Genomic DNA, 11,628 nt, shown 5'->3' on the forward strand with positions numbered 1-11,628 from the left:
CAATGACACTCGCAAGTGTAGGCAAGGTCAACACCACTTCTCTCGGCATAGATGATATATATGTGTTAGACGCAAAGAGTGCAGCTAAGGCACTAAGCAAGATAGATATGGCAATACAAAGCGTGCTAGATAAACGCACTCTCATAGGAGGACAACTCAATAGACTGGCAGCAACTATAAGAACACTTAACACTACACAGCAAAACACAATATCCGCTGAATCTCAGATAAGAGACCTAGACTTCGCAGAGGCATCCGCTGACCTAGCAAAAAAACAACTACTAATGACCACCCAAACAAACCTGCTCTCGCAAACTAACGCCCTGCCACAAACAATAATGCAGTTGATAAAATTCTGATTGACTTTTTATACAAACTTGTTATATTCTTAGAGCTATGGCAAAGAGGGGAAAGATTACCATTGTAGAGAAATTATGCAAAGGGTGCGCTATCTGTGTGCGTTTCTGCCCCAAACAGGTGCTTGAAATGAAAAAATTCAAAGTTCACATAAAAAGCGCAGACGCCTGTATAGCCTGTGCCATGTGTGAGTTGCGCTGTCCTGACTTCGCCATATCAGTAGAGGCAGAGCAATGATTAGTGGCAAGCACTTCATGCAGGGCAACGATGCAATCTCCTACGGGGCGTTATACGCTGGTTGCCGTTTCTTTGGAGGCTATCCCATCACGCCTTCTACTGAAATAGCTGAGAGATTATCTATAGAGCTACCAAAACACGGTGGAAGATTCATACAGATGGAAGATGAAATTGCCGCTATGGCATCTATCATCGGTGCATCCATCGCTGGCGTTAAATCGCTGACTGCTACCAGCGGTCCCGGTTTCTCACTCAAGCAAGAAAACATTGGCTTTGCTTGTATGGCAGAAGTTCCTTGTGTTGTAGTCAATGTACAACGAGCTGGTCCCTCAACTGGCTTACCTACTGGGGTTAGCCAGTCTGATATTATGCAAGCACGCTGGGGCACACACGGCGAACATCCCTGTATAGCCATTACCCCCGCTACCGTTCAAGAGCAGTTCAGCGAAACCGTTAGAGCATTTAACCTATCAGAGAAGTATAGAACACCTGTTATTATCCTATCAGATGAAATTATCGGACACATGCGTGAGGCAATCTTTATCCCGGAGGCGGGCGTGTTGCCCGTGATAGACAGATGCAAGCCCGTATGCCCGCCATCAGACTATAAGCCGTTCAGCGCAGTTGACGGCGACGTGCCTGTGTTAGCAAACTTTGGCGAGGGCTACAGATACCACATAACTGGGCTTAGCCACGACGTGACTGGATTTCCCACTAACAGCGGAGAGGTAGCGCAACGTGAATTGCTGCGTATGATGCGGAAAATTGACGCCAACTATGACGATATAGTCCAAGTTGAAGAATACTTGTGTGATGATGCTGATATTATAATTTTTGCTACAGGTGCTGTGGCGCGTTCTGCTAAAGATACTGTCAATGTGGCGCGTAGCGAGGGTATCAAGGTGGGCTTGTTAAAACCGCTCACTATTTGGCCATTTCCTGATAAGCATATCCAAAAATACATCGGTCGTGCTAAGACTATGATTGTTGCTGAGATGAATCTGGGGCAGCTCACGGGCGAAGTGCGCAGGGCGACTGACGGCGGTATCAAAATTCGCTCGGTATGTCGTATAGATGCCAGCCCTATCACCCCTACGGAAATCTTGAAGGAAGTGCACTGTGTTTGATTATTCATCTTACCTGCGCAAGGGGAAGTTGCCACATATATGGTGTCCGGGTTGCGGACACGGCATTATAATGAAAGGGCTTATCAGAGCAATAGACGCTATGGGTTGGAGCAAGGACGAGACCGCTATCGCCAGTGGAATAGGCTGTGCCAGTAGGTTGCCCGGCTATGTTGACTTTAACACAGTTCACACCACACATGGGCGTTCAATAGCATTTGCCACTGGTATAAAGCTGGCTAATCCGAAACTAAACGTTGTTGTGCTAGGCGGAGATGGCGATATGACAGCAATAGGTGGCAATCACCTGATACACGCTTGTAGACGCAACATTGATATGACGTTAATTATTATGAACAATAATATATATGGTATGACTGGCGGGCAGTATTCCCCTACCACCCCTAATGGCATGGGTGCAACAACCGCCCCTTATGGTATGATAGAGAACAATTTTGATGTGGCAGAGCTAGTGGCTGGCGCAGGGGCTACCTTTGTAGCTAGGGGCACCACTTACCACGCTATGCAGATGACTGATATTATAAAGCAAGCGTTCAAACATAAAGGGTTTTCAGTGGTAGAGGTGATAGCGGGTTGCCCGACCAACTTCGGCAGGAAGAACAAACGTGCCGAGGGCTATAGTATGCTGGAATGGCAACGCGACACGGCGGTGCCACTGGAACGCTGGCAGACTATGGGGGCTGATGAGCGCGCAGACAAATATCCGATAGGCATATTACATAAGCAAGAACGCGAAGACTATCTGACTACCTACGATAGGATGGCAGGGTTCAAAGCTATATAAACGTCCTCGCGCCCACGTAAGTTTTAACGAAAAACTTGTCTGATAGATTTGCTGTGCGAACTTTTTTGCCTCTACCGGGGGCGTGTATGAACTTGCCGTTGCCTACATAGACACCCACATGACTTACGCGTCTACCACCATTAGTAGCGAAAAACACTAAATCACCCGGTTGCAAACTCCGTTTAGATATATTCTTACCCGCATTATACTGCATAGCCGAATTACGCGGGATAGAAAGCCCATTTAGGTTATAGATAGCCTGTGTCAGCCCAGAGCAATCTATGCCCGATTTAGAGCTACCACCCCAGCGGTATGGCACACCTAGATAGTTCTTAGATGTAGAAACCAGCTCACGCCTTACATAGCCCAGATTAGCCGATTTTTCTGATTTGCTACCAGAGGAGCTACCCCCCTTAGCCTTTGCAATTGCATAGTCAGATGGCGACAGGATAAAATATTCTATTATGACACGGTCTCGTTGCAATGACGTAGCTGCTCTTTTGGCATCGTCTATGGTGTTGAAGTTGCCGAAACGCACCTTGTATAGCCCATCGCTCGCCTTGAAATAGAAAGGATTTAGCCCGCTGTGGTCTAGCTTGTCAACTAGGTTCGCAGCATTGTCAACGCTCTGAAATGCACCCACTTGTATGGTATAACGCAGATATTCCGATTTAGACGAATCATAGACTATGTTTCCGCTATAATTGGATTTAGATTTAGTGCTAGTGCTAGTGCTAACACCAGTATTGTTTTTTACGGTTGTGGTCTTTTTAGTGTGGACAACTGTTGCTTTAGTGCTATTACCGGTGCTCTGTGAACGGCTATATACTATATCAGCCGCCCATGCGCCACAACAGAGCACCACAAGCAACGTCAGACTAGCGCATATCCTAAACATCGTTGCTATTAAAGACTAATTATAATCCTACAGAAAGCCCAAGCCCAACGGTATAGCCTTCAACCTTGTCGCCGCTGTGTTTGTTTTGGAAATACGTTGCGTCAAGCCCTAGACGGCACACTACTAGGAAATTGACACCAACACCGGCAGCATAAGTTACGCCGTGATAGAAATCTGTTTCGCTAGCACCACCTATCTTAACTTTAACGCTATGTCCGCCGTAGCCAACACCAACGTAAGGGTTCAGTGGAACAAGTGCAGGTGCTAATAAAAGCATTCCACTACCGCCAACCCCGTTAACCTCAGTTTTGAGTTTTGGCCCACCAAGAGGGTCTTTAAGTTTGCCGTCTGCTGAAAAGCCGTCAGCCGATAGGCGGAACTTTAACAACAATGGGATAACTGGCAGGTCAAGGTGGACGCCGTAGCCAGTGCCTAAGTCTAAATCGCCTAGGTCAAAACCATCGCTACCGCCCAACTTGCCAGCGGGCTTATAAACGCCCACATTGGCACCAGCCTCAATAGCATAAGCGGGCACAGCCGCTAAAACCAAGCCCAAACCGATTAACGGAATAATAAAGAACCTTCTGAAAACACCTTTGATGCTCATAAACATAAACTCCTTCTATGTATTTATGTTTATAAACTAGCACACTTTTATCATAATGTCAAGAGGGGTTTGTAAGTTGGCGAGTAATCAGTTCTTGCATATCCTCTGGCAACGGTGCCGTATAGCTGACAGGCTTACCAGCGAACGGGTCCACGAATTCAATTTTGTATGAATGCAATGCCTGCCTGTGGAATAGCCTTGCTGCGCTAGCCCCGCCATAAAGACTATCGCCCAACAACGGGTGTCCGATATGTTTGAAATGAATGCGTATCTGGTGCGTGCGCCCCGTATAGAGACGGATATCTGCCATAAATGAATTTACAAATAGTTTAGACACCTTAACGCCCGTTTTAGCAGTGCGTCCGCCAGTATCTATACACATACGTTGTCTGTGGATTTTATCCCGTGCAATAGGTTCATTTATAAGCATCTCTTGAAAGCGTGGCTTGCCCATAGCAATAGCCACATAATACTTATTTATAAGCCTGTCATGAAATAGCTTTGATAAAATCTCGCGCGAGTCTCTGTCCTTGGCAACCAGCATTAGCCCTGATGTGTCCTTATCAAGCCTATGAACTATCCCGGGTCTAAAGCCACCCTTTTTATCTCCCATATCATCAGTTATATTAAACGCATATAACAACCCATTGACTAAAGAATCATTCAAGTGACCGGGTGCAGGCTGCACCACTACGCCAGCAGGTTTATTGATAACAGCATAACGGGGGCTGTCATAGATGATGTCAAATGGTATTTCACGCGGGGTTAGGTCAATATCAGGCTCTGGCGGGAACGTCAGCTCAAACGTATCGCCATTTGCTACGACATCAGATTTGCGTGGCGGAACCCCCCGCAACAGCACATAGCCACCTTTTATAAGCTGGGAGATGTAACTGCGCGACTTGCCCGTCTTAACAGCTAAGAAGCTATCTACTCTATCAAGCTGAGTTGATTTTGATGCGACTTCAGCTGTCACATGCATGATTGCCTACCCACTTACTAACCCTGTCTCCTTCCTCGTGTTTTGATGTATAGAGTGCTTTATCCGCATTAAATATGTAGCTGGCAAACCCATCAGCATCGGTTGGCGCGCCTGTCATTACACCGATAGATGCCGTTACATGTAGGCTAGTGGGTTCATCATACTGTATAGTTCTAATTTTTTTTATTAGCCTATCGGCTACGACAGATACGTCCTCGCCCATACCTGTTATTAAGATTATGAACTCGTCCCCTCCATAGCGGCAGGCTAGGTCGCGCATCCGCACGGAACTTTTAATAGCACTACCAATTTTAGAGAGCACTGCATCACCTGCGAGATGCCCAAATTTATCGTTGACAGCCTTAAAGTTGTCTATATCAATAAATAACACCGATATATACTTGCCCGTCCCTTTGTGTTCCTCAAACAGTCGCTGCGCTAGCACCCAAAAGCTAGACCTGTCCATAAGCCCTGTTAGTCCGTCTATATTTGGCACTTCTGTAGATGTTAATTTATAAGTGCCCGCATGCAAATTATCGTCCCAATCCTTTACCACAGGTTCAAGACCTTTAGATATGAGCGCGCTGGAAAATTCCGCCACGCTACGCCTATCCCCTATCTGGAACTGGGCAGCACTTACACCCTTTGCCGTGTAGCCACCAGGCTCTGTAGACGAGCCCGCACTCATCTGCGTGGCACCTAGCTCCATTATATTATCTCTAAAATCAGCAGTTTCACGTGTTGACACCATAAAACCAACATCTGGCAGAATAATGCGCAATGCAGTCATAAACTGAACAAACATCTTATCGCTCACGCTGACCAGCGGCTCAAACTTCCCAATTGCAGTGCATATACGAGGCATTGATAGGCTCACTTGGGTGCGCCAGTAGTTTTTCATCAGATAGTCTGCATGGAGTGCCGCAAAATATACATCCGCCCTAGCGTCTGATAGCCCCAGCAACGCCCCCACCCCTAGTGCATTCATCCCTGCCAACGCCCCCCTGTCAGGGGCATCTAGTCGCCATACAATATCTCTCTTTTTCCCGAACGGATGCAGTTTATCGTATTGGGTGCGGTCGTATGTTTCTTGGTAGACTGTCAAGCCATCAACACCAGCACTTACTAGGCTACAATAGCCATCAACGCTTAGCGGATAGACCTCTATAGCTATATAATCGCTATATTTACGGGCAATTTTCACAGCCTCTGCAATGTAGTTCTCATTTACCTTTTCTGGTGCTTCGCCTGTCAGTAGCAATGTATGGGAGATGCCCATGCTAGACAACGCTTTTAATTCATTCTCAATCTCCGCTAGGCTTAATGTTCGCCGCACCACGTCACGATTTTTTGCTGAGAAACCACAGTATAGGCAACCATTGCTGCATTCGTTGGATATATAGAGCGGAGCGTATAGCTGGATAGCGTTGCCGAACCGTCTGCGTGTGATAGCGTAGGAGCGTCTAGCCATCTCCTCAATATAGCTTTCTGCCGCAGGGGACAATAGGGCAGGCAGGTCTGCTATGGTCGGGTGCTGGCTTGCGAGAGCGCGCTCAACGTCACCACTGCCTGCAGCTACTATGCGCGCCGAAATCTCGTCAAAATCGTAGTTTTGCCATATTTCTGAAAACATTCTGCCTCAGTTATAGTATAACAATCAACATCCTACGCTCTATACATACCCTTATAGCCCGCTCTATCGCACCAGATAAAGCTACCTTGTCCCCGCTATCTAACTCTAAAAAATTATGCCCATAATTAGTTCGCTATCACATTCACAGGCAGTCGTCCCATCCACAATAGTCCCGCACGCGGACCGCTAACCGCCTGCATATTAGGCAACAGTTTCGCAATAGTAGAGTGCTCGTTGAGCTGTATCATCAGTCCGCCAGACGTTTCCACAAACCTATATAGCTGCGATAGCGTTCGTTTCTCGTCAGCTCGCACTGACACCATTACTCGCTTGTTAATGCCTCGCAACGTCCTATCCTTTGCCTTAGCGGGGGTGCTATTCCCCTTACGTGCAAAATAGTTGTTTATATTTGTCATAATACCGCGGTTCACAAAACGAACGTTAGCCGCAGAGATATCCTTTTGCATTATATTCCTAGTAAATGAGAGCCAGTCCCTCTCTGGCGTATTTTGGAACGTGACATTGCCACTGAGCTGCCCTAGTTTTGGCAGGTCTATGCTGGCAATGTTAACCTTGACAGATTTATTTGCTCGCGTGTAAGCCACATCTAGCTTGGCTGAGCCTGTAGCTGCTGCATAGCCGAGAGCTGCAAGCGGGACGGAATAAGCACCGAGTAATTGTTGCTGCATAGGTATATTAAAATTGCTAATCGTAATAGTTGCCGTGTCAGGAAAATTGCTAGCTAGCTTTGCACCGGAGAGTGTCAGCTTTGCAATAGTAATCGGAACTCTATTGACTATAATACGTAGATTGTAGAACGATATGCTACCGGCTAGCACATTGACAAACACTCTATCGTATAGCACAGTGCTAGTCATCTTATTAGTCGCTAGAAAACTGCGCACCTTACCTGCAAATATATAGTTTAGCGCAATGTATGCGCCAACTACAAGTGTTGCCACTATTACAAATATCACTATAAGAGCTTTTTTCGTCTTAGCCTTTTCCATAATGCCAGCTACCTCTTACTCTCCAATCTTCTGAAACTGCCCCATATATAGTGCGTAGTATGCCCCCTGCTTAGCAAGCAGTTCATCGTGCCTGCCCTCCTCTGCCACTACGCCCTCGTTTATAACTACAATCTTATCGGCATTTTGCACCGTGCTGAGCCTATGTGCCACTACTATAACGGTGCGATTCTTCATTAGCTCATCAAGTGCAGTTTGGACGACCTTCTCCGCTCTGTTGTCTAGTGAGCTTGTCGCCTCGTCTAGTATTACAATAGGGGCATTCTTTATAAACGCCCTAGCAATCGCCACACGTTGCTTCTGCCCGCCTGATAAGAGCTGCCCGTTTTCACCCACCTGCGTATCTAGCCCCAGCGGGAGTGTCTCTATAAAGTCAGTCAAGTATGCGCTCTCTATTGCTGTAGCTAGTTCTTCATCGGTGGCATTCAGCCGTCCCATCATTATATTGTCCCTGATAGTGCCGTCAAATATAAAGTTGTCTTGGAATACAACAGCAATATTTTCCCGCAGAGTTTGCAGTTTATAGTCCTTTATATTGACGTCATCCACGCATATCTCCCCGCTGGTCACGTCATATAGCCGTGTAATCAGGCTGCAAACCGTGCTCTTGCCACCGCCACTAGCCCCCACAATAGCGACCATCTTGCCTATCGGCACGTCAATATTGATGCCGTGCAGCACCTCAATATCTGCATTATAGCCAAAATGCACACCACGCAACTGGATACCCTTTTCAATGCGGGCTAGTGTTTTTGTGCCGTCACTACCCTTAATCAGCGGCGTAGTGTCTATTATCTCAAACACACGTTCCATAGCTGATAGGGCTACCTGCAAGCCTGTGAAGTTATTGCCGATGTTCTTCAGCGGATTATATAACATCAGCAGTGCTACCATAAACGCCACAAAATTACCGCTAGTGAGCGTGCCGTTCATAATAAAATGCCCGCCAAAGCCCACAACAAGTGCAACGCCAATAGCCGTAAGGACATGTGTTATAGGCGACAATACGCCTGCACTTTTCGTCACAAACATAGCGAGGTTGAAAGAATCGTCAAGCAATTTCTTGAAACGTGTCAGCATATGCCCCTCTAAGGTATATGACTGGACAATCTTATTGCCTACGGATATTTCATTGTAAGCGTTCATATTCTTTGCCGCTAGCTCAACTGATAGTTTCTGGATACTTTTAATACGCTTGCGACTTATGTTTATCGGATAGAATATAAATAGTAGCACAAATACTGCCACTATTGCCAACTGCCATGCATTATAGAGTAAAACTGCCAAAAAACCGATAGAGGCAAAGAAACGTGTCATTACAAGGCGCGTGTTTGATATTAGTCCGCCTGTTGCAGTAGCTACATCATTAGAATAACGTGCAACTACCATACCAGAGCTGTAAGTATCGTATAGAGCGGAGTCTGATGCAATCAATTTTTCAAATAAGCGCAGTTTTAGGGCGTTGTTAATTTTATTGTAAGCCCAAGAGTTCAGATATGTGGAACCATAGTTAAACCCGCCTTGAATAATGGTGAACGCTACTATAAGCCCCGGATACCACAGAAAATATTCGGGGTTTTTAGAGACAATCGCATTATCCATAAATGGTTTCAGAAACGCTGCTATGACAGCATCTAGCGCACCCGCAGGCACCGTCAGCGCAAGCCCCAAAATTACCCGCTTCATATACGGCTTCATAAATGGGTAAAGCTGCTTTAACGCAACCCACATCTGTTGACTATTCATAATTTTCGTGAACTTATTCATTAAAAACCTTCTCAAGTTTTACTGGCACCTGCCCGCTATGCACTCCATCTCCACACAATCTACCCAAGGCAAGCAACTGCTCCGCCTCATTCATTAGCAGACAGTAACCGCCAACATTTTCATCAGACATTGACAAGTATTCTTCCAGTTTCGGAGACACGCCATTTTTTATCCTTACCGCCGCACCGCTATTCACGACATATTTCGGCAACAAGACGACATCTTGCACAGGTTTAACCGCTTCATTCACCCTGCCCGCCGCCACTAGCTCCGCAATTTGCGCCAGTTTCAGCGAATTTTCCACCTTAAAATCGCCATTTCTTGTGCGTATAAGCCCGCTCATAGCTGCATAAGCACCGCTCAAAATACCTAGTTCACGGATAACGCTACGCACATAAGTGCCCTTGCCACACTCAATAACGAACTCGCCGTTCGGCTCGTCATAGCTGGTAAGCTCTAGCCTGTCAATCCTCATTATGGCTTTGCCAGCGTCCTTTATCGTGCCCTCTCGTGCTAATTTATACGCCCGCTCCCCATTTATCTTCTTTGCCGAATATGAGGGGACTATAAACTCCCGCTCTCCAACGAACGATTTCAATATATGTTCTACTTCGCTACGCTCTGGCTGCTTGTCGGATGTAGCCAACACCCGCCCCGTAGTGTCGTAAGTGTCAAAATCAGCACCCAGCCTAAACTCTGCTCGGTATTGCTTGCTATCAGCACCCAGTATATCAGCAAAACGTGTTGCATAGCCTACGCACACTACAAGCACCCCTTCAGCCATCGGGTCTAACGTGCCTGTGTGCCCAACGCTCTTTTCCTTTAATATGCCACGCAGACGTGCTACCACATCAAATGATGTCTCGCCCGACTCCTTATATACGTTAACTATCCCGTTCATTATTTAGTCTAGCAAATAGCTCATCCATCCGCTCAGCCTGTTCTTGTGTTTTATCGCGTTGCATAATGAGCTGCGGCATTTTTCTAATCCTAATGCGCCCCTTCAGCTGGTTTTTGATAAACCCAATGCTCTGCTCCAGCCCCGCGCTAATCGTTGGGAGCTTGCTTTGAACATAACTGGTGAAAAAGACAGTTGCTATGCCTAAATCGTTTGTCAAACGCACGTCTGTGATAACGACATCGTGCACACGTGGGTCGTGAACCCCGCCAGCAATGATAGCGGCAATCTCACGCTTCAACATTTCAGCAACACGTTTGACACGGACACTATCAGACATCGCTATTGCTAGCCCCTTTACCACTATCTTTACCAGCTTCTCGGGCAGTGGCTTCGCCTGCCGCAATTACATCATCTAGTGTGCGCTTCTCTTCAGTCAGTTCATACACTTCTAGCGCATCGCCCTCTTTCACGTCCTGATATTTATCTATAGATATACCGCATTCATAGCCCGATGTCACCTCGCGCACGTCCTCTTTGAACCGCTTTAGCGAACTCAATTTGCCGTCATATATAACTACGCTGTCGCGCACCACCCGCACAAGCGAATTACGCGTAATCTTACCGTCATCCACATAACAGCCCGCAACCTTGCCAATCTTTGGCACGCTAAATACTTGACGGACAGAGATATGCCCAAGAATAGTCTCTTTCGTATCAGGGGTTAGCATCCCCTCTAGGGCAAGTTTTACATCATCTATCACCTTGTATATAATAGAATATAGCTCAATAGATACGCCCTCACGCTCAGCCATAAGCCTGCTCTTGGCATCTGGACGCACGTTGAAGCCTATAATAATCGCAGCACTTGCCTTAGCAAGCACTATATCGCTTTCGGTAATACCGCCAGTCGCATCGTGCATAACATTGACCTTGACTTCAGCATTAGACAGCTTTTGCAAAGAGCCTTTGAGTGCTTCCAGCGAGCCTTGAACATCTGCTTTTACTATAATATTAAGCTGCTTTACCTCGCCCTGTTTCACCTTTTCATAGAAATCAGTTAGGGTCATAGCACTGCCATTAGTGCGTTTAGACTCGCGTTCATGACGCAGACGCAAGTTGGCAATAGCTTTTGCTGCCTTTTCATCATCTAAAACAATAATCTTATCGCCCGATTCCGGCACAGATGAGAAACCCATAACCTCTACGGGCATTGAGATACCTGCCTCTTTCACCACAATGCCACGATAGTTGTGCATTGAACGCACCCTGCCGTATTGACTGCCTACCAC

13 protein-coding genes are annotated in these 11,628 nt (G+C 46.6%); 4 read left to right on the plus strand and 9 right to left on the minus strand.

Going from position 1 to position 11,628, the window contains the following annotated elements:
- The 4 genes from AC1MDJ_RS05265 to AC1MDJ_RS05280 form a co-directional block, all read left to right on the plus strand.
- Positions 1 to 359, plus strand: a 359-nt coding sequence (locus AC1MDJ_RS05265) for a flagellin (protein WP_479689908.1), incomplete at its 5' end; no start/stop codon positions are given.
- 37 nt (positions 360 to 396) lie between these two features.
- Positions 397 to 594: a 4Fe-4S dicluster domain-containing protein gene (locus tag AC1MDJ_RS05270; RefSeq protein WP_479689909.1), complete on the plus strand. Its 198-nt coding sequence runs from the start codon at positions 397 to 399 to the stop codon at positions 592 to 594.
- On the plus strand, positions 591 to 1,721 hold the full coding sequence (locus AC1MDJ_RS05275; protein ID WP_479689910.1) for a 2-oxoacid:acceptor oxidoreductase subunit alpha: 1,131 nt from the start codon (positions 591 to 593) through the stop codon (positions 1,719 to 1,721). Before AC1MDJ_RS05270 ends, AC1MDJ_RS05275 begins: the two co-directional genes overlap by 4 nt.
- Positions 1,714 to 2,523, plus strand: a complete 810-nt coding sequence (locus tag AC1MDJ_RS05280; protein WP_479689911.1) for a 2-oxoacid:ferredoxin oxidoreductase subunit beta — start codon at positions 1,714 to 1,716, stop codon at positions 2,521 to 2,523. The genes AC1MDJ_RS05275 and AC1MDJ_RS05280 overlap by 8 nt, the downstream gene beginning before the upstream one ends.
- Here AC1MDJ_RS05280 and AC1MDJ_RS05285 read toward each other — a convergent pair.
- The 9 genes from AC1MDJ_RS05285 to AC1MDJ_RS05325 form a co-directional block, all read right to left on the minus strand.
- The gene (locus tag AC1MDJ_RS05285) at positions 2,516 to 3,421 is read right to left on the minus strand and encodes an NlpC/P60 family protein (RefSeq protein WP_479689912.1); all 906 of its coding nucleotides are present in this window, start codon (positions 3,419 to 3,421) and stop codon (positions 2,516 to 2,518) included. The two genes, AC1MDJ_RS05280 and AC1MDJ_RS05285, sit on opposite strands and share 8 nt — an antisense overlap.
- Before the next feature lie 19 nt (positions 3,422 to 3,440).
- Positions 3,441 to 4,028 carry an outer membrane beta-barrel protein gene (locus AC1MDJ_RS05290; RefSeq protein ID WP_479689913.1) on the minus strand — a complete coding sequence of 196 codons (588 nt, stop codon included), beginning with the start codon at positions 4,026 to 4,028 and terminating at the stop codon, positions 3,441 to 3,443.
- Between the two features lie 58 nt (positions 4,029 to 4,086).
- The gene (locus AC1MDJ_RS05295) at positions 4,087 to 5,010 is read right to left on the minus strand and encodes an RluA family pseudouridine synthase (RefSeq protein WP_479689914.1); all 924 of its coding nucleotides are present in this window, start codon (positions 5,008 to 5,010) and stop codon (positions 4,087 to 4,089) included.
- The gene (gene thiH, locus AC1MDJ_RS05300) at positions 4,994 to 6,643 is read right to left on the minus strand and encodes a 2-iminoacetate synthase ThiH (protein WP_479689915.1); all 1,650 of its coding nucleotides are present in this window, start codon (positions 6,641 to 6,643) and stop codon (positions 4,994 to 4,996) included. Before thiH ends, AC1MDJ_RS05295 begins: the two co-directional genes overlap by 17 nt.
- Positions 6,644 to 6,768: 125 nt before the next feature.
- Positions 6,769 to 7,653 (minus strand): hypothetical protein, encoded by an 885-nt coding sequence (locus tag AC1MDJ_RS05305; RefSeq protein WP_479689916.1) that lies wholly within the window; start codon positions 7,651 to 7,653, stop codon positions 6,769 to 6,771.
- A 15-nt stretch (positions 7,654 to 7,668) separates the two neighbouring features.
- Positions 7,669 to 9,438 (minus strand): ABC transporter ATP-binding protein, encoded by a 1,770-nt coding sequence (locus AC1MDJ_RS05310; protein ID WP_479689917.1) that lies wholly within the window; start codon positions 9,436 to 9,438, stop codon positions 7,669 to 7,671.
- Positions 9,431 to 10,339 carry a tRNA pseudouridine(55) synthase TruB gene (truB, locus tag AC1MDJ_RS05315; RefSeq protein WP_479689918.1) on the minus strand — a complete coding sequence of 303 codons (909 nt, stop codon included), beginning with the start codon at positions 10,337 to 10,339 and terminating at the stop codon, positions 9,431 to 9,433. The genes AC1MDJ_RS05310 and truB overlap by 8 nt, the downstream gene beginning before the upstream one ends.
- A complete protein-coding gene (gene rbfA, locus AC1MDJ_RS05320; RefSeq protein ID WP_479689919.1) occupies positions 10,323 to 10,676 on the minus strand; it encodes a 30S ribosome-binding factor RbfA in 354 nt (117 codons plus the stop codon). The genes truB and rbfA overlap by 17 nt, the downstream gene beginning before the upstream one ends.
- Positions 10,669 to 11,628 (minus strand): translation initiation factor IF-2 (locus tag AC1MDJ_RS05325; protein ID WP_479689920.1); only part of this gene is annotated, 960 nt, incomplete at its 5' end. The genes AC1MDJ_RS05325 and rbfA, both read right to left, overlap by 8 nt.

The sequence above is a fragment of the Candidatus Termitispirillum reticulitermitis genome (assembly GCF_054655775.1).

Excerpts from the sequence above, each read along its gene's own strand:
- AC1MDJ_RS05270 (WP_479689909.1), top strand. The coding sequence starts at position 397 with ATGGCAAAGAGGGGAAAGATTACCATTGTAGAGAAATTATGCAAAGGG.
- AC1MDJ_RS05275 (WP_479689910.1), top strand. The coding sequence starts at position 591 with ATGATTAGTGGCAAGCACTTCATGCAGGGCAACGATGCAATCTCCTAC.
- AC1MDJ_RS05285 (WP_479689912.1), bottom strand. The coding sequence starts at position 3,421 with ATGTTTAGGATATGCGCTAGTCTGACGTTGCTTGTGGTGCTCTGTTGT.
- AC1MDJ_RS05290 (WP_479689913.1), bottom strand. The coding sequence starts at position 4,028 with ATGAGCATCAAAGGTGTTTTCAGAAGGTTCTTTATTATTCCGTTAATC.
- AC1MDJ_RS05295 (WP_479689914.1), bottom strand. The coding sequence starts at position 5,010 with ATGCATGTGACAGCTGAAGTCGCATCAAAATCAACTCAGCTTGATAGA.
- thiH (WP_479689915.1), bottom strand. The coding sequence starts at position 6,643 with ATGTTTTCAGAAATATGGCAAAACTACGATTTTGACGAGATTTCGGCG.
- AC1MDJ_RS05305 (WP_479689916.1), bottom strand. The coding sequence starts at position 7,653 with ATGGAAAAGGCTAAGACGAAAAAAGCTCTTATAGTGATATTTGTAATA.
- AC1MDJ_RS05310 (WP_479689917.1), bottom strand. The coding sequence starts at position 9,438 with ATGAATAAGTTCACGAAAATTATGAATAGTCAACAGATGTGGGTTGCG.
- truB (WP_479689918.1), bottom strand. The coding sequence starts at position 10,339 with ATGAACGGGATAGTTAACGTATATAAGGAGTCGGGCGAGACATCATTT.
- rbfA (WP_479689919.1), bottom strand. The coding sequence starts at position 10,676 with ATGTCTGATAGTGTCCGTGTCAAACGTGTTGCTGAAATGTTGAAGCGT.